Origin of the sequence: Achromobacter ruhlandii (genome assembly GCF_002082135.1) — a bacterium.
GTDB classification, from domain to species: Bacteria; Pseudomonadota; Gammaproteobacteria; order Burkholderiales; family Burkholderiaceae_B; genus Achromobacter; species Achromobacter ruhlandii.
This window is the reverse complement of the sequence record NZ_CP017433.1, coordinates 3,806,080-3,830,268: the sequence shown is the minus strand read 5'-3', so window position 1 is coordinate 3,830,268 and position 24,189 is coordinate 3,806,080. Positions and strand designations below refer to the sequence as shown.

Annotated in this window: 18 protein-coding genes; 11 read left to right on the top strand and 7 right to left on the bottom strand. The window is 68.3% G+C overall.

All coding sequences use genetic code 11. The annotated features are described in order from the left end of the window. Together ccmB and ccmA are read right to left on the bottom strand one after the other, a co-directional pair. Complete coding sequence (gene ccmB, locus AruCF_RS17200; RefSeq protein WP_049074713.1) at positions 1–681, bottom strand: heme exporter protein CcmB; 681 nt, start codon at positions 679–681, stop codon at positions 1–3. Beyond that, positions 678–1,304 carry a cytochrome c biogenesis heme-transporting ATPase CcmA gene (ccmA, locus tag AruCF_RS17195; protein WP_049074712.1) on the bottom strand — a complete coding sequence of 209 codons (627 nt, stop codon included), beginning with the start codon at positions 1,302–1,304 and terminating at the stop codon, positions 678–680. The genes ccmB and ccmA overlap by 4 nt, the downstream gene beginning before the upstream one ends. A gap of 413 nt (positions 1,305–1,717) precedes the next feature. Between ccmA and AruCF_RS29225 the strand changes: the two genes are divergently transcribed. The 7 genes from AruCF_RS29225 (at position 1,718) to AruCF_RS17165 (ending at position 11,547) form a co-directional block, all read left to right on the top strand. Further along, positions 1,718–1,882: a hypothetical protein gene (locus AruCF_RS29225; RefSeq protein WP_144419147.1), complete on the top strand. Its 165-nt coding sequence runs from the start codon at positions 1,718–1,720 to the stop codon at positions 1,880–1,882. 38 nt (positions 1,883–1,920) lie between these two features. Continuing rightward, positions 1,921–3,141, top strand: a complete 1,221-nt coding sequence (gene torC, locus AruCF_RS17190; RefSeq protein ID WP_049074709.1) for a pentaheme c-type cytochrome TorC — start codon at positions 1,921–1,923, stop codon at positions 3,139–3,141. A 7-nt stretch (positions 3,142–3,148) separates the two neighbouring features. Continuing rightward, on the top strand, positions 3,149–5,674 hold the full coding sequence (gene torA, locus AruCF_RS17185) for a trimethylamine-N-oxide reductase TorA (RefSeq protein WP_049074707.1): 2,526 nt from the start codon (positions 3,149–3,151) through the stop codon (positions 5,672–5,674). Between the two features lie 56 nt (positions 5,675–5,730). Next, positions 5,731–6,402: a molecular chaperone TorD gene (gene torD, locus AruCF_RS17180; protein WP_049077936.1), complete on the top strand. Its 672-nt coding sequence runs from the start codon at positions 5,731–5,733 to the stop codon at positions 6,400–6,402. Positions 6,403–6,505: 103 nt separating this feature from the next. Further along, positions 6,506–7,273, top strand: a complete 768-nt coding sequence (gene dsrO / locus AruCF_RS17175; protein ID WP_049074705.1) for a sulfate reduction electron transfer complex DsrMKJOP subunit DsrO — start codon at positions 6,506–6,508, stop codon at positions 7,271–7,273. A 13-nt stretch (positions 7,274–7,286) separates the two neighbouring features. Continuing rightward, a complete protein-coding gene (gene nrfD, locus AruCF_RS17170; protein ID WP_049074702.1) occupies positions 7,287–8,321 on the top strand; it encodes an NrfD/PsrC family molybdoenzyme membrane anchor subunit in 1,035 nt (344 codons plus the stop codon). A 37-nt stretch (positions 8,322–8,358) separates the two neighbouring features. After that, positions 8,359–11,547 (top strand): tetrathionate reductase subunit A, encoded by a 3,189-nt coding sequence (locus AruCF_RS17165; protein WP_144419146.1) that lies wholly within the window; start codon positions 8,359–8,361, stop codon positions 11,545–11,547. A gap of 63 nt (positions 11,548–11,610) precedes the next feature. On the opposite strand, the gene AruCF_RS17160 is transcribed toward AruCF_RS17165, so the two are convergent. Next, positions 11,611–12,465 carry a beta-keto acid cleavage family enzyme gene (locus AruCF_RS17160; RefSeq protein WP_049074698.1) on the bottom strand — a complete coding sequence of 285 codons (855 nt, stop codon included), beginning with the start codon at positions 12,463–12,465 and terminating at the stop codon, positions 11,611–11,613. Further along, positions 12,462–13,424 (bottom strand): 3-hydroxyacyl-CoA dehydrogenase family protein, encoded by a 963-nt coding sequence (locus AruCF_RS17155; protein ID WP_049074695.1) that lies wholly within the window; start codon positions 13,422–13,424, stop codon positions 12,462–12,464. The genes AruCF_RS17160 and AruCF_RS17155 overlap by 4 nt, the downstream gene beginning before the upstream one ends. 208 nt (positions 13,425–13,632) lie before the next feature. On the opposite strand from AruCF_RS17155, the gene AruCF_RS17150 reads away from it, so the two are divergent. Then, entirely contained in the window at positions 13,633–14,541 is a 909-nt protein-coding gene (locus AruCF_RS17150; RefSeq protein ID WP_049077934.1) for a LysR family transcriptional regulator, read from the top strand. 135 nt (positions 14,542–14,676) lie between these two features. Here the strand turns inward: AruCF_RS17150 and AruCF_RS17145 are convergent, their stop codons facing one another. Together AruCF_RS17145 and AruCF_RS17140 are read right to left on the bottom strand one after the other, a co-directional pair. After that, on the bottom strand, positions 14,677–15,360 hold the full coding sequence (locus AruCF_RS17145) for a GntR family transcriptional regulator (protein ID WP_049074692.1): 684 nt from the start codon (positions 15,358–15,360) through the stop codon (positions 14,677–14,679). 17 nt (positions 15,361–15,377) lie between these two features. Further along, positions 15,378–17,153 carry an IlvD/Edd family dehydratase gene (locus AruCF_RS17140; protein ID WP_049074690.1) on the bottom strand — a complete coding sequence of 592 codons (1,776 nt, stop codon included), beginning with the start codon at positions 17,151–17,153 and terminating at the stop codon, positions 15,378–15,380. A 220-nt stretch (positions 17,154–17,373) separates the two neighbouring features. On the opposite strand from AruCF_RS17140, the gene AruCF_RS17135 reads away from it, so the two are divergent. Both AruCF_RS17135 and pdeR read left to right on the top strand, forming a co-directional pair. Then, complete coding sequence (locus AruCF_RS17135; RefSeq protein WP_049074687.1) at positions 17,374–18,369, top strand: tripartite tricarboxylate transporter substrate binding protein; 996 nt, start codon at positions 17,374–17,376, stop codon at positions 18,367–18,369. A gap of 312 nt (positions 18,370–18,681) precedes the next feature. Beyond that, complete coding sequence (gene pdeR / locus AruCF_RS17130; RefSeq protein ID WP_049074685.1) at positions 18,682–20,679, top strand: cyclic di-GMP phosphodiesterase; 1,998 nt, start codon at positions 18,682–18,684, stop codon at positions 20,677–20,679. Between the two features lie 21 nt (positions 20,680–20,700). On the opposite strand, the gene AruCF_RS17125 is transcribed toward pdeR, so the two are convergent. Continuing rightward, entirely contained in the window at positions 20,701–21,585 is an 885-nt protein-coding gene (locus AruCF_RS17125) for a crotonase/enoyl-CoA hydratase family protein (RefSeq protein ID WP_049074682.1), read from the bottom strand. Between the two features lie 435 nt (positions 21,586–22,020). Between AruCF_RS17125 and AruCF_RS17120 the strand changes: the two genes are divergently transcribed. Further along, positions 22,021–24,120: a TonB-dependent receptor gene (locus tag AruCF_RS17120; protein WP_083036815.1), complete on the top strand. Its 2,100-nt coding sequence runs from the start codon at positions 22,021–22,023 to the stop codon at positions 24,118–24,120. The last annotated feature ends 69 nt before the right edge of the window (positions 24,121–24,189 follow it).

The window sequence follows — 24,189 nt, the reverse complement described above, 5'->3', positions numbered from 1 at the left end:
TCATTCTTCGATGGCAAAGCGCAGCGCCAGGACACAGGCGGGCGGGGCCAGCGCCAGCGCCGCCAGCAGCGCGCCGCCAAGCAGCAGGAACGGGGTGGCGGGCGGCTGGCCGGTGCCACACGAGGCCACCGAGCCCGCGCCGAAGATCAGCACCGGCACGAACCAGGGCAGCAGCAACAGGGCCTGCAGCACGCCGCCACCGCGCATCCCTAGGGACAGCGCGGCGCCGATCGCGCCGACCAGGGCCAGCACCGGCGTTCCCAGCGCGAAAGATAGCGACAGGGTCAGGCGCGAACACTGACCCAGGTCAAACAGCAGGCCCATGACGGGCGCCACGGCGATCAAAGGCAGACCGGTTCCGATCCAGTGCGCCGTGATCTTGGCCAGCACCCAGAGCGTGGCGGCGCCCGGCGAAAGCAGCAGTTGTTCGAGCGTGCCGTCGGCGTGGTCCTGCGCGAACAGCCGATGCTGCGACAACAGCGCGGCGAGCAGCGCGGCCACCCACAGCACACCCGGTCCGAGCGCACGCAGGAAAGCCGCATCGGCGCCCACGCCCAGCGGGAACAGGCAGGCGACCAGCACGAAGAAAAGCAGCGAGACGACGGCGTCGGCCCGGCCTCGGCCAAGCAGCAGCAGGTCGCGCCGCAGCACGGCGAAGAAGGGGCTGGCCAGCCGTGTCATGGGGCGCGCGGACCGAGATCGAGGGTGCGCACCGGGCGGTCCAGGTCAACCTCCTGGTGCGTGGTCAGGAGGACGCGCCCGCCGTTGTCGCAATGGCTTGCCAGCGTCCGCGTCAGCGCCGCCACCGTGGCCGCGTCAAGCAGGTTGAAGGGTTCGTCCAGGATCCACAGCGGCCGCGCCGGGCGCAGCGACAGCCGCGCCAGCATCACGCGGCGCCGCTGGCCGCGCGACAGCAGGCGCGCCGGCAGGTCGAGCATCGCGGTCAGGCCCATCCGGCACAGCGCGTCGCGACAGGCCGCCGTGGTGACGGCATCGGCCTGGGCCTGGCACAGGAAGCGCAGGTTTTCGAGCGGGGTCAGGGAATCGGCGAGCGCGTCGGCATGGCCCAGGTAGAGCAGCTGCTGGCGGTAGGCCGGCCCCAGGCGATGGATGTCGGCCCCGTGCCAGCACACCGTGCCGGCGTCGGCGCGCGCCAGGCCGCACAGGATGCGCAGCAGGCTGGTCTTGCCATGGCCGTTGGGCGCGGTCACGCGCAGCAGTTGCCCCGCGCATAGCTGGAACGACACGTCCTCGAACAGCAGACGGGTTCCTTTCGAACAGGTGAGCCCCTGCGCTTCAAGCATGGCCGGTGCCCATCCAGATACTCATCACAACAATCCCCGCTGCATCAAGGGCGGCGCGAAGCCGACAACGGGATCGGATATTAATGAATCCGGATCGCGGTTTTGCGCGGCCACGGCGCATTTGGATTTATGTCGGACGCGTTTACCGTCGGCCACACCATGGTGCCGATCGCCGCGCCACGATATGTGTTTTTCGGAGGTCACCCGGCCGTGGTTTCGGATCGGTCTGAGTAATGGGCGCGATGGCGCGTGCGACCTGCGGCGCTTGACCGAGATCAACATGGGGGGGCCGGCGGCGCGTCGATCATGAAAAGGCATCGAACCGCCAACGGCCCTCGCGGGGACCGCCGGCCCTGCTTGTGCCGCGACGCGGTTCGACGCAGTCGCCGTTCATATCCAAATAGTTGTACTCCGTGAAAAGCAAACCCAAGCACAGCAGTAGTGGTGGTGGGGCCGAGTGGGCAAAGTTCCTGTCGCTGGCCTTTGTGGCGTGTCCCGTCGTGGCGTTCCTGATGATCTGCATCTACGGATTCGTCGTCTGGTTCGGGCAGATCCTGTTCTGGGGGCCGCCGGCATGAATGCTCCGTTCTACAAAGCCGCAGCCTGAGCCACCGACATGAAAAATCCCTTCAAGATCGCCAAATCCGTCATCCAATGGACGGGCGCGCTGGTGCTGCGTCCCGCCACCCGCATCGGCCTGGGCGTGCTGGTCATCGGCGGGTTCCTGGGCGGCGTGACGTTCCTGGCCCTGTTCAATACCGGCATGAACGCCACCAACACCGAGGCCTTCTGTATTTCCTGCCACTCGATGCGCGACACCGTGCTGCCCGAGCTGCAGCAGAGCGTGCACTGGAAGAACCGCTCGGGCGTGCGCGCGCACTGTCCGGACTGCCACGTGCCGCATGACTTCACCTCCAAGGTCGCGCGCAAGATGCAGGCCTCGCGCGAAGTGCTGGGGCACCTGATGGGCACCATCGGCACGCCCGAGAAATTCCAGGAACACCGCATCGTGCTGGCCACGCGCGAGTGGGCCCGTTTCAAGGCGAACAACTCCAAGGAATGCCGCAATTGCCATGATTACGCCAGCATGGATTTCGACAAGATGCGGGTGACCTCGCAGACCACCATGCACGGCGCGGCCGAACGCGACGCCAGTTGCGTCGACTGCCACAAGGGCATCGCGCACCGGCTGCCCGAGGTCAAGTCGCAGGGCAACCCGGCGCTGGCGGCGCTCACGGCCGATGCCCGCGGCGTGGCCCTGGACGCCGGCCGCGACTACTACAGCGTCATGCCACAGCCGCTCTACGCGGACGAAACCCTGGCCCACGAGATCGGCGCCATCGAGATCGCCACCGCCGTGAAGGTGCTGCAGAAGAAAAAGGACGCGGTGCAGGTCGAGTTGCAGCTCTGGCGAAAGAACAAGGGTTACGCCCGCGTGCTGTACGGCCGGTTCGGCATGAATATCACCAGCGCCGTGCTGAGCCAGGACGTGTCGCGCGACGACGGCGTGGTCCACGTGATCGAAAGCCGCATCGACGACGTGACCGGCCTGCAGTGGCAGAAGATCTCCGCGACGGTCTGGCTGCGCGGCGGCGGCCTGGTGGCTGACGTCGAGCCGATCTGGGCGGTGGCGCGCAAGAGCTATTCGCAAAGCTGCAGCGTGTGCCATCGCCAGCCGAACGAGGCCTCGCACGACGCCAACCAATGGCCGGGGCTGTTCGGCGGCATGGTCGGCTTCACCAACATGGATGACCCGACCGCCAAGCTGGTCCTGAAGTACCTGCAGTTGCATTCCTCCGATTTCGTAGCCAAGGACGGTGTGGCTTCGGCCCACTGAGCAAGAAATGAAAATCTCCCGTCGACGTTTCATGGGCGGTGTCGCCGCTTCACTGGGTTCCTTCGTCGTGCCGCCGCTTCTGCGCAATGGCAATGTCGTGCGGGCCGCGGGCGCCACCGCGGCCGATCCTGGCCGCTGGAAGTTCTCGGGCGCGCATTGGGGCGCCTTCCGGGCCCGGGTCGTGGCCGGCCACGTGGTGGAAATAAAGCCGTTCGAGTTCGACAAGCACCCCACGCCGATTCTGGACGGCACGCTCGACGTGCTGTACAGCCCATCGCGCGTGCGTTACCCGATGGTGCGCCTGGACTGGTATCGCAACCGGCGCGCGGGGGCGGCCCCGAGCCAGGCCGGCCAGGCGTCGCGCGGCGACAACCGGTTCATCCGGGTGGGTTGGGACGAAGCCCTGGACCTGGTCTATGACGAGCTGGAGCGTATCCAGAAAGACTACGGTCCGTGGGCGCTGCACGTGGGCAACGTCGGCTGGCACGCGGTGGGCCTGATGCATAGCTGCGGCAACCATATGCTGCGGGCGATGGGGATGCACGGCAACAGCGTCGGCACGGCCGGCGACTACTCGACCGGCGCCGGCCAGACCATCCTGCCCTATGTGCTCGGGTCGACCGAGGTGTACTCGCAGGGCACGTCGTGGGAGATCATCCTCAAGGAGACGCAGGTGCTGGTGTTCTGGGCCAGCGACCCGATCAAGAACCTGCAAGTGGGGTGGAACACCGAAACGCACGAGGCCTACGAGCATCTGGCGCGGCTCAAGCAAAAGGTGGCCAGCGGCGAGATCTCGGTGATCAGCGTCGACCCGGTGAAAAGCAAGACGCGCAACTACCTGGGCTGCGAACACCAGTACGTCAACCCCATGACGGACGTGGCGCTGATGCTGGGCCTTATCCATACCCTGTGGAAAGAGGAGCTGTACGACAAGAAATTCATCGAGACCTATGCCGTGGGCTTCGAGGAATTCATCGCCTATGTCGAAGGCAAGACCGAGGACAAGATCGAGCGCACCCCCGAATGGGCCGAGTCCATCTGCGGCGTGCCGGCCGGGCGCATCCGCGAACTGGCGCGCCTGATGGCGGGCAATCGCACGCAGCTGATCTTCGGCTGGGCGATCCAGCGCCAGCAGCACGGCGAACAGCCTTACTGGATGGCCGCGATCCTGGCCACGATGCTGGGCCAGATCGGCTTGCCGGGAGGCGGCATCAGCTACGTCCACCACTACAGTTCGGCGGGCGTGCCGGCTTCGGGGGCGTCGATGCCGGGCTCGTTCCCGCTGAATCTGGATCCCGGCCGCAAACCGCGGCACGAGAACGACGATTATCAAGGCTATAGCGCGGTGGTGCCGGTGGCCCGCGTGATCGACGCGCTGCTGGAGCCGGGCAAGGAAATCAACTACAACGGCCACAAGGTCAAGCTGCCGCCCTACAAGATGGCCATTTTCTCGGGCGGCAACCAGTGGCACCGGCAGCAGGACCGCAATCGCATGAAGCGGGCCTACCAGAAGCTGGAGACCGTGGTCGCGATCGACTACAACTGGACGGCCACCTGCCGCTTCGCGGACATTGTGTTGCCGGCCTGCACGCCGTTCGAGCGCAATGACATCGATGCCTACGGCACCTTCTCCAACCGGGGCGTGATCGCCATGCACAAGCTGGTCGATCCGCTGTTTCACTCGCGTTCGGATTTCGACATCTGGACCGACTTCTGCAAGCGCATGCAGCGCGATGTGGAATACACCCGCAACATGAATGAGATGCAGTGGGTCGAATTCCTCTACGAGGAGTGCCGCAAGGAGAACGCCGGCAAGGGCTTCGCCATGCCGCCCTTCGCGCAGTTCTGGGAACAGGGATACGTGCTGTTCCCGGAGGGCAAGCCGTGGGTGCGGCATGCCGATTTCCGCGAGGATCCGGAAGTCAACGCCCTGGGCACGCCGTCCGGGTTCATCGAAATCTACAGCCGCAAGCTCGCCAGCTTCGGCTACCGCGACTGCAAGGGGCATCCGCTCTGGATGGAAAAGGCCGAGCGTTCGCACAGCGGTCCGCGTTCGGACAAGTACCCGCTCTGGATGCAGTCTTCGCATCCCAACGAGCGCCTGCATTCGCAGACGTGCGAATCACCGTCGCGGCGGGCGACCTACACCATCCAGGGGCGCGAGCCCGTCTATATCAGCCCCGAGGACGCGCGGCAGCGCGGCATCCGCCAGGGCGACCTGGTGCGGGTCTTCAACGACCGCGGGCAATTGCTGGCGGGCGCCGCCATCTCCAGCGACTTCCCGCCCGGGGTGGTCCGCATTCACGAGGGCGCCTGGTATGGGCCCACCGGACCCGAGATCGGCGCGCTGGATACCTACGGCGATCCCAATACATTGACGCTCGACCTCGGCTCATCCGAGCTGGCGCAGGCGACCAGCGCCAATACCTGCCTGGTGGAAATCGAGCTGTTCAAGGGCGTCGCGCCGGCGGTGACGGCATTCGGCGGTCCGGCCGAAGTCGATATCGACGGCAAGCTCATGGCCAGCCTCTGAGAGCTGGGATAGCCGGGGAGGGCGTGTTGCCCTCCCTCTTTTTCGCGGAGCAGCAATTGAACAGCGAGCACATCGACCCGGAATGGGTGGCGGCGTCCCCTCTGCGGTCGCAGTTGTACGGATGGTTTTCCACCCTATTTGCCCGGGAGCTGGGGCGGGACGCCATGGCGCTTTACCAGGGCGGGGGCGCCGCGGACATCATGGCCGTCCTCGCCGAACTCGGAATGGGGCGCGAGGCGGACGCCGTGGCCGGGGTGTTCCAGGAGTGGGCGCGGCACGCGGATGCCGCGGTAGAGAATGCCGCCGACTTCGCCACCCTGTTCCTGATGGAGGGCCGTGCCTGCCCGCTTCCTTACGCCTCGCACTATCTGGATGGCGGCGGACAGTTGTACGGCAAGCCGGCGCTGTTGATGCGCGCGATGCTGGCGTCCAATCGGTTGCGGCTCGACGAACCGTTCAAGGAGCCGGAAGACCATCTCGCCGTCATGCTGGCATTGATGTCCCACTGGGCGAAGGCCTGCGATCGGCCCGCCGACCTCGCGGGCCAGGCGCGGGAGCAGGCCGCGTTCATTGAATCCGCCCTGTTGTCCTGGATCGACGCCTGGCTGGCGCGCATGCACGCCATCAAGTCCCTGACGTTCCGCTTCTATCCGGCCGTCGGCGCGCTGCTGGCCGCGTTTCTGCGTCAGGATCGCGACTACCTGCGGTCTTTCGGGGTGGGGCAATAGGAAGGGTCTGAAATAAACCCGTCCCCTATTGATCGGCATCAACTCTCTATATAACTAAAAGCGATAAGTTAATGGCACAACGACATAATTCGCGGAGAAGTCTGTGCCTCACCCCCCACCCGAAGTCCCCCTCCCGGGCAAACGTGGTTTCCTGAAGAACCTGCTCGGCCTGAGCGCCGCCGCCACCATCATCCCCATCCGTGCCGAAGCCGGCACCGGCATCAACCAGCAACCCCCTCGTCGTCCCGGCATCCCCGGCAAGCGCTACGGCATGCTGGTCGACCTGCGCAAATGCATCGGCTGCCAGTCCTGTACGGTCAGCTGTTCGCTCGAAAACCTGCCGCCCGTCGGCCAGTTCCGCACCACCGTCCTGCAATACGAAGTGCGGCCCGACAATGGCGGCCCCTGCGCCATGGTGATGCTGCCGCGCCTGTGCAACCACTGCGACAACCCGCCCTGTGTGCCGGTGTGTCCGGTGCAGGCCACGTTCCAGCGCGAGGACGGCATCGTGCTGGTCGACAACCAGCGCTGCGTCGGCTGCGGCTATTGCGTGCAGGCCTGTCCGTACGACGCCCGCTTCATCAACCACGACACCCAGACCGCCGACAAGTGCACCTTCTGCGAGCACCGGCTCGAAGCCGGCCTGCTGCCGGCCTGCGTCGAAAGCTGCGTGGGCGGCGCCCGTGTCATCGGCGACCTGAACGATCCGGACAGCGCCATTTCGCGGCTGATGGCCGAGCATCGCGCCGACATCAAGGTGCTCAAGCCGGAGATGAAGACCGACCCGCACGTCTATTACATCGGCCTGCCCGATGCCTTCGTGCACCACATTGACGGCCAGGCCGGCGTGCGCCTGGCCGGCGGCCATTGAGAAGGGGACGCGCATGCAGATCACCGAATTGCTGACGCCCGTTTATGACGCCGCCTGGCTGCCGTGGGCCGTGCAGTATTTCTTTCTTATCGGCATCGCCGCCACTGCCGCGTTGACGGCGGCCGGCGCCGCGTTTGGCGAGGCCGGCTCGCCGGCCCGCCGGTTGCTGCCGGCGGCCGTGACCGTGCTGCTGGTGTGCGCCATCGCCGCGCCCGTGTCGCTGCTGGCCGACCTGCACCAGCCGGGCCGCTTCTGGCATTTCTATACCCGGCTGACCCCGTGGTCGTGGATGTGGCTGGGGGCGCTGCTGCTGCCGGTCTTCACCGGGCTGGCGGTGCTGTTCTGCGCCGCCTGGTGGTGGGGGCGCATGGTCTGGGTGCGGCTGCTGGGCATCGCGCTGGCGCTGTCGGCGGTGTCGATCCTGGTCTACACCGGCGCCGAGGTGATGGTGCTGCGGGCGCGGCCGCTGTGGCACACGCCGTTCCTGCCGCTGAACTTCGCGCTGACCGCCTGGCTGGGCGCGTTGGGGGCGATGTTCCTGGTGGCGCGCTGGCTGCCGGGCGGCCTGAAGGCGCTGCCGGTCGACCTGTTGCGCCGCCTGAGCGTGACGGCGGTGGTGATGATGGCCATTGGCGCGGGCGCGTGGATCCTGCTGGGATTGCTGGGCGCGGACCCGTCGTTCGAGGCCGCGTTGCGCCTGTTCGGCGAGTTCCCGGTATGGCGCGCCAGCCTGGCCGGCGCCGTGGCCACCGCGTTCTGCATGATCGCGCTGTTGCAGCGCGCGCCGCGCACCCTGGCGGCGCCGCTGCCGTCGGCCGCGCTGGCGCTGACCATGCTGGCCGCCGCCTGGATCTTCCGCTGGGTCGTGTTCATGAGCGTGCAGGGGGTGCCCAAGTACGGCGCCGGCCTGTACCTGTACGACATGCCCTGGGGCAGCGACGGCCTGCTCGGCATGATCGGCGTGATGGGCCTCTGCGCCGCGCTGGTGGCCGCCGTGACCTATGCGCTGGAACGGTTCCCGGCCCGCACCCGCGGCCTGGCGGCCTGAGCCGCCGGCCCCGACAAGAATTCGCATCGAGATGACCATGGACAAGCAACACCGAGACGACACGCCCGACGCCCACGCCGACGGACCCGATCAACCCGACAACGCCGCGCGCCGCAAGCTGATCGCGCGCGGCGGCGTGGTCGCCGGCGGCCTGGCCGCGTTCGCGGCCGGCTACGGCGAGACCGTCGGCAAGGCCGTCAAGGGCCTGGCGCAAGGCACCGCCGGCGCGCCCACCGCGCACGCCGTGCGCGGCAATTCGCTGACGCCGGAATTCCGCATCGATCCGGTCACGGGCCTGCTGTCGGCCCAGCCGGGCCAGACCGTCAGCCCCTCCAGTTGCCTGGGCTGCTGGACGCAATGCGGGGTGCGGCTGCGCGTCGATACCAAGGCCAACCGCATCCTGCGGGTGGCCGGCAACCCGTATCATCCGCTGGCCACGACCCGGCCGGCCGCGATGGAAACCCCGGTGCGCGAAACCTACGCGCAACTGGGCGGCGACAACGGCCTGGAAGGGCGCGCCACGTCCTGTGCGCGCGGCTCGGCCATGCTGGAGCAGTTGCATAGTCCGTACCGTGTGCTGCAACCGCTCAAGCGCGTCGGCGGCCGCGGCGAGGGCAAGTGGCAGACGATTTCCTTCGAGCAGTTGGTGCAGGAGGTGTGCGAGGGCGGCGACCTGTTCGGCGAGGGCCACGTCGATGGCCTGCGCGCGATCTTCGACCGCGACACGCCGCTGGATCCGGCCAACCCGGAGTACGGCGCCAAGGTCAACCAGTTCCTGTTCACCGATGCGTCCAACGAAGGCCGCACGCCGCTCATCCAGCGCTTTGCCGGGCAGTCGTTCGGCACCGTCAACTTCAGCAACCACGGTTCCTATTGCGGGCAGAGCTTCCGCGTCGGCGCGGGCGCGGCGCTGGGCGACCTGAAGGGCATGCCGCACGGCAAGCCGGATTGGGACAACGCCCGCTTCGGCCTGTTCATCGGCGCGGCGCCGGCGCAGGCCGGCAACCCGTTCCAGCGCCAGGCGCGCCAGCTGGCCGAGGCCCGCACCCGGCCCGAGGAGGCGGGCTTCACCTATGTGGTGGTGTCGCCGATGCTGCCCGCGTCCTCCAGCCTGTCGGCGGGATCGGGCAATGAATGGGTGCCGGTCAATCCGGCCAGCGACCTGGCGCTGGCGATGGGCCTGATCCGCTGGATCCTCGACAACGAGCGCTTCGATGCGCGCGCGCTGGCGCAGCCCGGTCCGGCGGCCATGAAGGCGGCGGGCGAGGCGGCGTGGACCAACGCCACGCACCTGGTGATCGCCGAGCCAGGGCATGCGCGCCAGGGCAGTTTCCTGCGCGGCGCCGACCTGGGTTGGGCCAGGCCGGCCGATGCCGGTGAAAAGTGGGAGGACGTGTACGTGGTGCGCCTGGAGGACGGCACGCTGGCGCCGCATACCGGCGCCACGCCGGCCACGCTGTTCGTGGACGAGGCGGTGGCGGCGCCGGGCCTGGCGGGCGCGCCGGCCGCGCTGCGCGTGTGCAGCGCGCTGTCGCTGCTGCGCCAGGAGGCGCAGCGCAAGTCGCTGGACGAATACGCCGCGCTGTGCGGCGTGCCGGCGGCCAAGATCGCCGAACTGGCCGAGCGCTTCACCAGCCACGGCAAGCGCGCGGTGGCGGACGCGCACGGCGGCACCATGAGCGGGGCGGGCTTCTACACCGCCTACGCCATCGCCATGCTCAACACGCTGGTGGGCAACCTCAACGTCGAGGGCGGCCTGGTGCTGGACGCCGGCCCGTTCCCGCCCTATGGCGCGGGGCCGCGCTACAACATCGCGGGCTTCGCCAACCGCGCCACGCCCAAGGGCGTGGCCCTGTCGCGCAACCGCTTTCCGTATGAGAAGTCGAGCGAGTTCAAGCGCAAGCAGGCCGCCGGCCAGCCGGTCTATCCGGCCGCCGCGCCCTGGTATCCGGCCACCGGCGGCCTCAGTTCCGAGATGCTGGCGTCGGCGCTGGCGGGCTATCCGTACCGCGCCAAGGTCTGGTTCAACCACATGAGCAACCCGGTCTACGGCATTGCCGGGTTCAGGAACGTGCTGCTGGACAAGCTGAAGGACCCGAAGATCCTGCCGCTGGCGGTGTCGATCAATCCGTTCATCAACGAGACCAACGCGCTGGCCGACTACATCGTGCCCGATACCGTCACCTACGAAAGCTGGGGCGTGTCGGCGCCGTGGGCCGACGTGGTGGCCAAGGCGTCGACGGTGCGCTGGCCGGCGGTCGAACCCCGCGTGGCGCGCAGCGCCGACGGCGCGCCGGTGTGCCTGGAGTCGTTCCTGATCGCCTGCGCCAAGCGCATCGGCATGCCGGGCTTCGGCGCCAACGCCATCGCCGATGCGGACGGCAACCGCTATCCGCTGGACACGGCCGAGGACTTCTTCCTGCGTGGCATCGCCAACATCGCCTTCGGCGCCGGGCGGCCGGTGCCCGAGGCCAGCGACGACGATCTTGAACTGACCGGCGTGGCGCGCTATCGCGACGCGCTGCAGGGCAAGCTCAAGCCCGAGGAGTGGCGCCGCGTGGCGATGGTGATGAGCCGGGGCGGGCGTTTCGACCGCGTGCGCGACGCCTGGAGCGACGCCGGCCAGACCCGCCAGGCCTGGGCCAAGCCCTTGCAGATATGGAGCGAGGAACTGGCGGGCTTTCGCCATGCCATGACCGGCGAGCGCTACAGCGGCTGCCCCACCTGGTATCCGGCGCGGCTGGCGGACGGGCGCGACGTGCGCCAGCAGTATCCACGCGCCGACTGGCCGTTCCTGTTGAGTTCGTTCAAGTCCAACCTGATGAGTTCGATGTCGATCGGCGTGGACCGGCTGCGCCAGGTGCATCCGCACAATCCGGTGTCGATCAACCGGCAGGACGGCGAGCGGCTGGGCCTGCGCAATGGCGATCCGGTGCGCATCGTCACGCCGGGCGGGTCGGTGACCGGTCTGGCGCTGCTGCGCGACGGCATCCAGCCGGGCGCGGTCGGCGTCGAGCACGGCTATGGCCACACCGAACTGGGCGCGCGCGCCCACCTGGTCGATGGCAAACCGATGCCGCACGATCCGGCGCTGGCGGCCGGCGTGAACCTGAACGACCTGGGCTTCGGCGATGCGACGCGCGGCGAGCACGTCAACGTCTGGATCGACTGGGTCTCGGGCGCGGCGGTGCGGCAGGGGTTGCCGGCGCGCATCGAGCGGGCCTAGGGCCGGGCTGGCAAGGCCCGCCGGGGCGGGTGGCGCGCCGCCGCCCCGGGGCTTGTCCTGGCGTCAGCCAATCGCGCCGTAGATCCGGCGCGCCTGCGCCGCGTCCGCCAACGGCCGTCCCAGCGCGCGCGCGCCCTCGACGGCCTGGCGCACCAGGTCGGCATTGCCGGCGGCGATGCTTCCGTCCCGCAGCTTCAGATTGTTCTCGAACCCCACCCGCATGTGGCCACCGAAGGCCGCCGCCGTTGTCACGCAGGCGTTCTCCTGCGCCCCGAACGCGCACACCGCCCAGGGCAGCGAATGATCGTAGGCCGCCAGGAACGGCAGCAGGTCATAGGCCGACGAGGTCTGCCCCACGCTGTAGCGTCCCAGCACGAACAGCACCGACCACGCGCCCGGCGGCACCAGCCCGCGCGCGCGCAGCGACAGCCAGCGCCGCACGTCGCCCTCGTCGTACAGGATGATCTGCGTCATGATGCGGCGCTCGGCGACCCAGGCCAGGAACGCCGCCAGCTCGTCTTCCGGAATCTCCGGCACCGCGATCTCGCGCAGGCCGATCGACACCGCTTCGGGCTGCAGCGCGCGCACCAGCGCCATCTGCTCGGCGGCCTTGTACACGCCGGCCGCTTCGCTCGTCACCTGCACCAGCAGCTCGTCGCCCACCGCGCGCCGCACCGCCGCCAGCGCGTCGCGGTAGGCCTGCGCGTCCAGCAGATGGCTGCCGTCCGGCTTGCGCACGTGCATGTGCATCATCGCCGCGCCCGCGTCCAGGCAGGCGCGGGCTTCCAGCGCCAGGGCCTCGGCCGTCAGCGGTACGGCGGGGTGGTCGGCGGCTTTCTTGTAGGCGCCGTTGGGCGCCACCGTCACGATGACGGGTGACTCGGCCAGGGCAGGGCGGGGGATGTCCACGGCGTTCATGGCTGGATCTCCGGCAGTTCCGGCGCGATCAGGTCCAGGCCCGCGCGCAACAGGCGGTCATAGCGCGCGCGTTCGGCGGCGATGGTGTCCGGTGTCCAGGCATAGAAGCCTTCGCCCGCCTTCATGCCATGGCGACCATCGGCGGCGCGCTCGGTCAGGCAGCGCGCCGGATGGTCGTCGTTGCAGAACGTCGGGTACATGGTCGCGCCGGCCGCCGCGTGCACGTCGATGCCGGCGTGGTCGCGCTGCATCACCGGCCCGGCCGCCAGGAAGCGGAAGCCGAAGCCGAAGCGCACCGCCGCGTCCACGTCCTCGGGCGAGGCGATGCCGCGGTCGATCAGGTTGAAGGCCTCGCGCGACAGCGCGTGCTGCAGGCGGTTGGCCAGGAAACCCGGCAGGTCCTGGCGCACCTTCACCGGCACGCTGCCGCAGCGGCGCATGAAGGCGATCAGCGCGTCGGCGCCGGCCTCGTCGCTGGTCTCGGCCATCACCACCTCGACCAGTGGCACCAGGTGCGCCGGCATGAAGAAGTGCAGGCCCAGCATGCGCTCGCGCGTGGCCAGGCCCTGGCCGATGGCGCTGATCGGGAAGCTGGAGCTGTTGCTCGCCAGGATGGCGTCGGGCCGGGCGCGTTGCACCAGCTCGGCGAACAGCGCCTGCTTGATGTCCAGCCGCTCCGGCACGCACTCGATCACCAGGTCGACGCTGGCCCAGTCCACCTGGTCCAGGCTGGCCGCCGTGGCCAGTTGCGCCACCTGGGCCTCGCGGCCGATGGTCTTGAGATTGTCGGCCACGCGCGCCGGCAGGGCGGCCGCGCGCGCCGCGTCCGGCTCGATCACCGTGGTGCGGCAGGCGGCGCGCGTCAGCACCACCGCCACGTCGGCGCCCATGGTGCCGCCGCCCACCACCACCGCATGCGCCGCGCCCGGATTGGGCAGGGCTTTCGCGTCCGTCTGCATGGTTTGCTCCTTGTTCTGAAACCGCTGTTGCATCTGCGTCTGTATCTAAGTCCGTATCTGCGTCCGTATCTGCGCGTGCGTCCGCGCTCGTGCCCGCGCTTGTGTCCTTATTCGGCGCCGAGTGTAGAGAAGCTTGTTTGATTGATGAATCAGATTTTTTGGATAGAATGATCGACAAATCGGATCAATGAGCCAGGCGCTGGACGGCATGCAGATCAATCTCTCGATGCGCGACATCGACACCACCCTGGTGCTGGGCCGCACCCTCAACTTCCGCCAGGCGGCGGCGCAACTGCACCTGTCGCAATCGGCGCTGTCCACGCAGATCCAGCGCATCGAGGACGCGCTGGGCGTGCGGCTGTTCGACCGCACCACGCGCACCGTGCGGCTGACGGCGGCGGGCGAGGTCTTCATGCAGCAGGCCGCCGCGCTGCAGGTGGCCTTTCGCGACGCCATCGCCGCGGTCAGCGGCATCGCCAGCGCCGAGCATGGCCAGGTGTCGGTGGCTGCGCTGCCGTCGCTGGCCGCGCGCCTCTTGCCGCGGGTGTTGATGGCCTACCGCCAGGCGCATCCGCAGGTGGCGCTGAAGGTGCGCGACACGCTGTCGGGCCCGGCCTTCGACCTGGTGCGCGCCGGCGACGTGGACTTCGCGCTGACCGCCGCCGACCCGCAGCACGCCGACCTGCATTACCAGCCCTTGATGTCGGACAGTTTCCTGCTGCTGATCCCCGAGGGACACCCGCTGGCGCGCGCCCGGGGGCCGCTGCGCTGGGCCGACACGGCCAGCGCGGCGCACGTGTCGATGGTGCACCCGAGCAGCGTGCGCCAGTACACCGAATGGGCCTTCCTGCAGAACCGCATCCGCTTCACGCCAGCCTTCGAGGCCGAACACCTGACCACCATCGTGGCCATGGTGGAGTGCGGCTTCGGGGTGGCGGCGCTGCCCGAGATCGCGGCGGGCGCGGTGGCGCAGAACGGCATCGTGCAGCGACCGCTGATCGGCCCGGTGGCCGAACGCTCGATCGGGCTGGTGACGGCGCGTAACCGCAGCCTGCCGCCGGCGGCCGCGGCGCTGGTGGCGATGCTGCGCCAGTATCTGGCCGAAGCGGCCCGCTGAGGCCGTGACCTTGGCAAGGCAAGGCGGCCGCCAGGTCATGCCCCGTCGTGGCGTTCGACGCGTCATGCGCGTGCGCCGCGTTCGGTCCGCGCGGGGGGGCGGCCCGTCCGCTGCCAGGTTCCGCGTGGTGCCCGTTCAGGCGCCGCGGCGCGCCTGTTCCGACGCCAGGTAGGCGTCGCGCGAGGGCAGCAGGTGCTCGCGGCACAGCGCCATCAGCGCCGCCCGGTCGCCGTCGCGCAGGGCGTGGATCATGGCCCAGTGTTCCTGGCGGGCGCGTTCGCGGTAATTGGCGGCGGCCAGCGAGCCGAAGCGGATCGGGTGGGTGCGGCGCGCGTATTCCTCGATGGCCTGGCCCAGCACCGCGTTGTCGAGCAGGCTGAACAACTCGCGGTGAAAGCGCTGGTTGCTGCGGAACACGCGGCGCGCGTCGCCATCGGCCACCGCGGCGTCGTGCTCGCGCTGCACCGCCGTCAACGCCGCCAGCCGCGCGGGCGGCACCGGCAGCGGCATCAGGCTGGCGGCGTGCACCTCCAGCACCTCACGCAGCGCGTACAGCTCCATCACCTCGCGCGCCGAGAAAGCCCGCACCACCGCGCCGACGTTGCGCTTGCGCTCGACCACCCCCAGCAGCTCCAGCTCCACCAGCACCTGGCGCACCGCGTGGCGCTTCATGTCGAAGCGCGCCATCAGCTCGTCCTCGGTCAACCGCTCGCGCGGATGCAGCCGGCCGAAGACGATGTCTTCCTCCAGCGCGGCAACCGCCGCCGCCAGGGCGTCGGGCGCTTGGGGTTCGAGGGCGGCGGGGCTGATGGCGTTCATGGGCGAGGGGAAAAGCGTTATTGCTTGGGCACGGTGTCGCGGGTGGCGCCGGCGCGCAGGAAGTCGAAGTCCACGCCCTGGTCGGCCTGTGTCACCGTCTGCAGGAACAGCTTGCGGTAGCCGCGCTCGGCCGCCGGACGCTCGACCGGGCCGGCCGCCATGCGGCGCGCCAGCTCGGCATCCTCGACCAGCAGGGCGATTTCGCGCCGCGCCACCGACAGGCGGATCCGGTCGCCATTTTGCACGTAGGCGAGCGGTCCGCCAATGGCGGCCTCGGGGGTGACGTGCAGCACGATGGTGCCGGCCGCCGTGCCGCTCATGCGGCCGTCGGAAATCCGCACCATGTCCTTGACGCCGGCGCGCGCCAGCTTCTTGGGGATCGGCATGTAGCCGGCCTCGGGCATGCCGGGCGCGCCAGTGGGACCGATGCGCTTGAGCACCAGCACGTCGTCGGCGGTCACGTCCAGGGCCTCGTCGTCGATGCGGCGGGCCATGTCCTCGGCGTCCTCGAACACCACGGCGCGGCCTTCATGCTCCATCAGCTCGGGATTGGCGGCCGACTGCTTGATGATGGCGCCGCCGGGCGCCAGGTTGCCGCGCAGCACGGCCAGGCCGCCCACCGGATAGATCGGCGCGGCGACGCTGCGGATCACGTCCTGCTTGAACGGGGCGGGGGCGTCGTCCAGTTCCTCGCCCAGGGTGCGGCCCGACACCGTCAGCGCGTCCAGGTGCAGCAGCGGGCGCAGTTCGCGCAGCAGCGCCAGCATGCCGCCAGCGTGGTGGAAGTCTTCCATGTAGTGCTGGCCGGAGGGCTTGAGGTCCACCAGCACGGGCGTCTCACGGCTCATGCGGTCGAGCCCGGCCAGGTCAATATTGATGCCCAGGCGGCCGGCGATGGCGGTCAGGTGCACGATGCCGTTGGTCGAGCCGCCGATGGCCAGCAGCACGCGCAGCGCGTTCTCGATGGACTTGCCGGTGATGATGCGGTCGGGCGTCAGGCGCGCGGCCGCCATGGCGACGGCGGTGGCGCCAGTGCGCTCGGCCACGCGCACGCGGTCCGCAGTGACGGCGGGGGCGGACGCGCCGCCGGACACCATCATGCCCATGGCTTCGGTCAGGCAGGCCATGGTGCTGGCGGTGCCCATCACTGAACAGGTGCCGACGCTGGCCACCAGCTGGTTGTTGACGTCGGCGATCTCGGGCGCGTCGATTTCCTCGGCGCGGTAGCGGCCCCAGTAGCGGCGGCAATCGGTGCAGGCGCCGACCCGTTCGCCGCGATGCGAGCCGGTCAGCATCGAGCCGGTCACCAGCTGGATCGCGGGCACGCCGGCGGACGAAGCGCCCATCAGCTGCGCCGGCACGGTCTTGTCGCAGCCGCCGATCAGCACCACCGCGTCCATCGGCTGGGCGCGGATCATTTCCTCGGTGTCCATCGACATGAGGTTGCGCAGGTACATGCTGGTGGGCTGCGAGAAGCTCTCGTGCACCGAGATGGTGGGGAAGTCCATCGGCAGGCCGCCGGCCAGCATCACGCCGCGCTTGACCGCCTCGATCAGCTGCGGGGCGTTGCCGTGGCACGGGTTGTAGCTGCTGCCGGTGTTGACGATGCCGATGATGGGACGCGCCAGCGCGTCGTCGGACAGGCCGGCACCCTTGATGAAGGCCTTGCGCAGGAACAGCGAAAAGCCGGTGTCGCCGTAGTTGGTCAGCCCGCGCGCCACGCCGGTGCTGCGCGCGCCATCGCTGTCGAAGGGGCCCTTGGCGGGCTTGCCGCCCTTGGTCTCGTCCGTCATTTTTGTTCCCGATAATATTATTGATAATCCAGGGCTGTGATCATATCCACCCTTGGAAATACCCGGCAAGCGATTTCCGTCGAAAGTTTTATTGATCTAGAAAAAAGATCAGTCGATAGAAAAATTCTGATTCATCAATCAAGATTGGCCTCCTACACTGGCGCGGTTGACGAGCCGGGCGTCCGTTCCATTCCTATACCCATCCCGGCAGGAGACCTACATGTCAGACCTGCGTCTGCGGCCCCGCCGCGCCTTGCTGCTTTCCCTGTTGGCCTTGTGTACCGGCGCCGCGGCGCCCGCCGTGGCCGCCGACGCCTATCCCGACAAGCCCATCCGCCTGATCGTGCCGTACCCGCCCGGGGGCGCCACCGACGTGATCGGCCGCGTGCTGGCGCAGGAGCTGACCGGCGCGCTGGGCCAGTCGGTGATCGTCGAGAACCGCGCCGGCGCCGCCGGCAACATCGGCGCCGACCAGGTCGCCAAGGCCCAGCCCGACGGCTACACGCTGCTGATGGGCGCGCTCACCAGCCATTCGATCAACGCGGCGCTGTACCGCGGCCGCGTCACCTACGACGTGGAAAAGAGCTTCGCGCCGGTGTCCATCGTCGGCACCGTGCCGCTGGTGTTCGTGGTCAACCCGTCGGTGCAGGCCAATGACCTGAAGCAACTGATCGCGCTGGCCAAGTCGCGCCCGGGCTACGTCACCATGGCCTCGGCCGGCAACGGCTCGCCGCAGCACCTGGCCGGCGAAATGTTCAAGCGCACGGCCGGCGTGGACATCCTGCACGTGCCCTACAAGGGCAGCGGCCCGGCCATGACCGACCTGATGGGCGGGCAGGTGCTCAGCATGATCGAGACCGTGCCGGCCTCGCAGGCCAGCATCAAGGCCGGCAAGCTGCGCGCGCTGGCGGTGACGTCGGCGCAACGCGTCGAGGCGCTGCCGGAGGTGCCGACCGCGGCCGAGGCCGGCCTGCCCGGTTTCGAGGTCAGCTCCATGTTCGGCATCGTGGCGCCGGCCGGCACGCCGGCGCCGGTGATCGAGCGCCTGAACGGCGAGCTCAAGAAGATCCTGGCCAAGCCGGCGGTGAAGGCCTCGCTGCTTAACCAGGGCGCCATCGCCGAGTGGACCAGCCCGGCCGATGCCGGCGCCCGCGTGTCGGCCGAGCTGGCGCGCTGGACCAAGGTGATCGACGAGGCCGGGGTTAAGCCCGAGTAAGCCTTGCGGGCGAGGGGCGCCGAGGACGGCGCGCCCCGCCCTGGTGCTTCATTTGCGCCACACCAGGGAAATGGTCACAAATTTTCGACGTTATTGTTTGCATGGCAGATACCGGCAGGCGCAATGCGCGTGAAGTCATCGTTCTCCCCGCGAATCATCCATAGCGCGGGGCTGGGGGCGCGCGCCACGGTTGCCGAACGAGATGAAATAATCCGCAATACAGCCCAAACGCTGTTCACGCGGGTGGTTGACCCCGAACTGCCTAAGCCGTAATGTTTCCGGCAGGCCTTCCTAGGACGGCGGGGGATACCAATGACTCAGACTCAGGACGACAAATCGATCCTGTACCTGCATTTCGGTACGTCGAGCCCCTATTGGAGGCTGCCGGCGGATAGCGACGCGATCGAGCTGTCCGCCGTCAAGGGCGCCACCAATATCGCGATGGCGCTCAAGCCCGAGCAGGCGCAGGCCATCCGCGCCCTGACTGGCATCACCGCCAGCCTGCGCATCGACATCGTCCTGTACGGCGACCCGATACAGCTGCGGCTGGTCGGCCGCAAGATCAATCCCAACGAATGGGCCGGCACGGCCTCGGCGCATACCGACACCGATTCGGTGGCGCGCGACCTGGTCGAGGGCCTGTCGTTCGCCGAGACCGTGGTGTCCGAAGCCAATTCGGTCATCGTCATCGTCGACCAGCACGGGCGCGTGCAGCGCTTCAACAAGGTCAGCGAGGAATACACGGGCAAGCGCGAGCAGGACATCGTCGGCCGCAGCGTGTTCGACATGTTCATGACGCGCGAAGAGGCCGCCGCCTCGCGCCGCAACATCGCCGAGTTCTATAAGCGCGGGCAGTCGTACGAGGTCGAGCGTCTGATCAACACGGTCAAGGGGCCGCGCCTGTTCCTGTTCCGCAACAAGTTCGTCACCAGCGGCAGCGGCGAAAAGCGCGTCTACCTGATCTGCTCGGGCACCGACATCACCGAGGAACGCCAGGCGCAGGAACGCCTGCGGGTGCTGGCCAACACCGACGTGCTGACCAACCTGCCCAACCGCCACGCCATCACCACGCGCCTGAAGGCGGCGCTGGCCGAAGGCGAGGGCGCCCGCGGCGGCGTGCTGTTCCTGGACCTGGACAACTTCAAGCGCATCAACGACCACTATGGCCATGGCTTTGGCGACCGCCTGCTCAAGTCGGTGGCGATCGCCATTTCCAGCTGCCTGGCGCCCGGCCAGACGCTGGCGCGCCTGGGGGGCGACGAATTCCTGGTGTTGCAGGAACACGCTGAAGCCTGGCAGCTGGAGGCCACCGCGGGCCGCATCATCGACCGCCTGCGCGAGCCGTTCCGCCAGGAACTGATCGAGGTCTACACCAGCTGTTCCATCGGCATCGCCATGTACCCCGAACACGGCGACGACCTGGACAGCGTCGTGCGCAGCGCCGACATCGCCATGTACGTGGCCAAGGAGGCCGGGCGCCATACCTATCGCGTGTTCCAGCCCGAGATGGACCGCCGCAACGCCGACTACGTGTGGCTGGACACCAACCTGCGCAAGGCGCTGGCCGAGGGCCACCTGATGCTGTACTACCAGCCCAAGCTGGCCGGCCGCGGCGGCGAGGTCGACGGGGTCGAGGCGCTGCTGCGCTGGCGTTCGCCCGAACGCGGCATGATCTGCCCCAGCGTGTTCATTCCCTACGCCGAGGAATCCGGCCTGATCTCGCAACTGGGCGTGTGGGTGATGCGCGAGGCCGCGCGCCAGGCCGCGGCCTGGAAGCGCGAGGGCCTGAACCTGCGGGTGGCGGTGAACGTGTCGGCGCGCCAGCTGGACGACAAGGGCGTGGTCAGCGAATTCATGCGGGCGGTCAACGACGCCGGCCTGGATCCGTGCCTGCTGGACATCGAACTCACCGAAAGCTGCCTGATCGAGGACGAGGTCGCCGCGATCGAGCTGATGAAGCAGTTCCGCCAACTGGGCGCGCGGGTCCACCTGGACGACTTCGGCACCGGTTATTCGTCGCTGTCGCAACTGGCCCGCATTCCACTGGATGCGATCAAGCTGGACGCCAGCTTCGTGCGCGGCGTCAACGAGAACCCCGTGTCGCAGGCCCTGGCGCGGGCCATCGTGGCGGTGGCCCGCACGCTCGAACTCAAGGTGATCGCCGAAGGCGTCGAGACCCAGGAAGAAACCGCCTTCCTGGACACGCTGGGGGTGGACGCCAAGCAGGGCTATCTGTATGCCAAGCCCATGCCCGCGGCGGAATTGAGCACCTGGCTGGCGCAGCGGCGCCGGCTGCATCTGATTGCCTGAGGCGGCCGGCGCGCACCGGCCTCAATGCATGGTGGCGTCCATCAGCCCGTCGGGACCGGCGGGCGAACGGCGGTTCTGCGCCATCACCAGCCGTTCCATGTAGGCGCGGTCCTTCGGGTCGATGTTGAAGGCGGCCTCGACCCAGTCCTCGGTGATGTCCATCAGTTCGGAGCGGGTCAGTTGCAGCACGCGCTGGCGCGCCCGCAGCATGGCGCGCATGCCGTTGAGCTTGGGCCGCATCACGTCGATGAAGGTGCGGGTGGCCTTGTAGGCGTCGCCCGGCTCGAACAGCACGTCCACCAGGCCGCGCGCCTGGAACCATTCGGCGGTGTGCGATTCGCCCGTGCCGATCAGTTCCTCGGCCAGCTTCATGCCCGAGCGCCGCGCCACCAGCGAATAGCCGCCCATGCCCGGGAACAGGTTGAAGGCCATTTCGGGGAAGCCCATGCGGGCGTTGTTCTGCGCCAGCACGAAGTGGTGCGCCAGCGCCGCCTCGAAGCCGCCGCCCAGCGCCGTGCCCTCGATCATGGCCAGCGACACCGCGCCGGTATCGAAACCCCGGGTGGCCGCGTGCACGCAGTCGACGCAGGCGCGGGCGTAGGCGCGCAGCGCCTCGCGGCGACCGGTGCGGATGGCCTCGGCGAAGAAGTTGAGGTCGCCGCCGACGTTGTAGATCTGCGGCACCAGCGAGCCCGTGACCCAGAAGTCGATGGGCAGGCCGGAGTCCTTGGCGGCGCGCGCCAGGGTCATGATTTCGTCGATCAGTTCATGGTTAAAGCAGGGGCGCGGCTGGGCGCGCAGCATCATCCACATGACACGTCGTCCTTCCTCATAGAACGCGGAGACTTGCTTCAGGTTGCCTGCGGCGGTAAAGGGATGGCAGTCCGGATGAATGAGTTGATTCATTTGCTTTCGTCCAATCGATCAAGGTGAGTCGGAGTACTGCCGGGCCAGCCTAATACAGCGACAGCCCTGTCCCTCTCATGCAAAGCTCGTCCGACTGGCCAGACTTGTCCGTAGTGCAAACATCGGAGTGATTGTTTGGAAAACATGACGCCGGCGGAGGGCGCGTCGTGCCGTTGGATGAGGCCGGCCTCGTCGACTTGGACGATGAACCTCGCAGATTCGCGAGGATTCGGACCGTCCCGATCGGGATGACGGCGTCATGCAAATGGCGGGGGCCAGGGGCGGGCAGGGCGCGCGCAGGGGCGCGGCGCAACGGGCGCGTTGTCGCCCCGCAACACAAGCACGGGTGTGGAGGTAAATGAGAAGAATCTCATATACAAATGAGATTCATTGTCGATATGATCGCGGCTCGATAAAACTTACAGATAGCTTGCGATGCCTGTTTTTCCTGTTCCGCGTACCCTGACCGTGGCGATTGCGCTGGCCGCGATCGTGCCCCTTGCGTCCGTCCACGCCGAACCCGCGCACCTTTCCCCGATCAGCGTGGAAGGCGTCAGCGTTGACGATCCGCGGGTGCCCGAGGTCACCACCGCCACCCGCACCCAGACCCCCGCGCGCTATGTGCCGCAGGCCATCGACACGGTCAAGGTCGAGAGCCTGCAGAACTATGGCATCAGCACGCTGGGCGAGGCGCTGTCCGGCATTCCCAACGTCAGCAATGCGTCGGACACCCGTTTCGATTCGCTGCGCATCCGCGGCTTCGACGCCAGCAACGACTTCTACCTGGACGGCATCCGCGACGACAGCCAGTACGTGCGCGACCTGCACAACATCGAGCGGATCGAGGTGCTCAAGGGACCCGCCGCGGTGCTGTACGGCCGCGGCAGCCAGGGCGGCATCGTCAACCGTGTCAGCAAGGCGCCGCAGCCGGGCCGCGAATCCACGCTCGAAGCCCAGGCCGGCAGTTGGGACCTGCGCAGCTTCTACGGCGACCTGAGCGCCGACCCCGGCGAGCACGTCAGCGTCCGCCTGAACATCGGCCAGGAAGACAGCAACAGCTTCCGTCACAAGATCGGCGGCACCCGTCAACTGGTGGCGCCGTCGCTGAACTGGCGCATCACGCCCGACCTGGACTGGCTGGTGCAGTACGAATACAGCCGCTACGACCGCACCCCGGACCGCGGCATCCCCAGCGTCAACGGCCGGCCCGCCGACGTCGGCCGCTCGACCGTCTACGGCGACCCGGACCGCGACTACATCGACGACCGCGCGCAATCATTCCGCTCGCGCCTGGCCTACGCGCTGGCGCCGGGCTGGCAGTTGCGCTACACCCTGGGCGTGTTCGCGCTGGACAGCAAGTTCGACAACACCTACCTGACCGGCTACAGCGCCGCCACCGGCAAGGTCACGCGTACCCGTTGGCAGCAGGACCTGAGCACGCGCAGCATCAACAACAACCTGGAAGCCGAGGGCCTGTTCCATACCGGCGGCGTCGAGCACCGGGTGCTGTTCGGCTTCGAGTTCGCCAACCAGGAGCGTTCGCCCGATCTCTACAACATGCTGGCGCGCGGCGCGGGCGCGCAGGCCATGCCAGCGCTGGACCTTTACGATCCGGACCTGTCGCGGCAGCACGAAGGCGCCATGACGCTCAGCAGTTCGGCCCGGCACAAGACCCGCAGCCAGGGCTATTACGTGCAGGACCAGATCAAGCTGGACGACGCCTGGCAGGTGCTGCTGGGCCTGCGCATGGACCGCTTCAATGTCGAGTCGACCAATCGCATGCTCGACCTCTCGGCCCGCCGCGACAGCCGGGGCGTGAGCCCGCGCGCCGGCGTGGTGTGGACGCCGCTGCGCGACCATTCCGTGTACGCCTCGTACAGCAAGACCTTCTCGCCCGTGGGCGGCAGCCTGATCGGCATCACCCCGAACGCGCGCGGCAACACCAATGACGTCGACCCCGAGCACACGCGCCAATATGAAGTGGGCGTCAAGAGCGACTGGCTCGACGGCCAACTGAGCACCACGCTGGCGCTGTACCAGCTCGAACTCTACAACCGCCGCACCACCGATCCGGTGGATCCGACGCTTGTGCTGCTGACCGGCAAGCAGCGTTCGCGCGGGATCGAGCTGACGGCGGCCGGGCGCCTGACGGGCAACTGGTACCTGCGCGGCGGCATCGGCCTGCAGAACGCCGCCATCGTCCAGGACAACAACGGCCTGGCCGGCAACCGCGTCAGCAATGTGGCGCGGCGCAACGGCAGCGTGTTCCTGACCTACAAGCCGGCCGAAGGCCTGTATGGCGAGACCGGCCTGACCTTTGTCGGCCAGCGCTACGCCGACAACGCCAACACGGCGGTGCTGCCTGGCTATGCCACCTGGGACGCGCTGGTCGGCTACCGCGTCGGCCAGTGGGACTGGCGCCTGGCGGTGCGCAACATTACCGACAAGACCTACTACGCCTCGGCCACCAGCGCCGGCCAGATCCGCGTGGGCGAGCCGCGCACGGTGGTGGCGACGGCGCAGTATCGGTTCTGACGGGTAGCCAGGATCCTGGCAGAAAGAACGGGCGCTTTGGCGCCCGTCTGCTTTTTTCGGAGCGCGCCG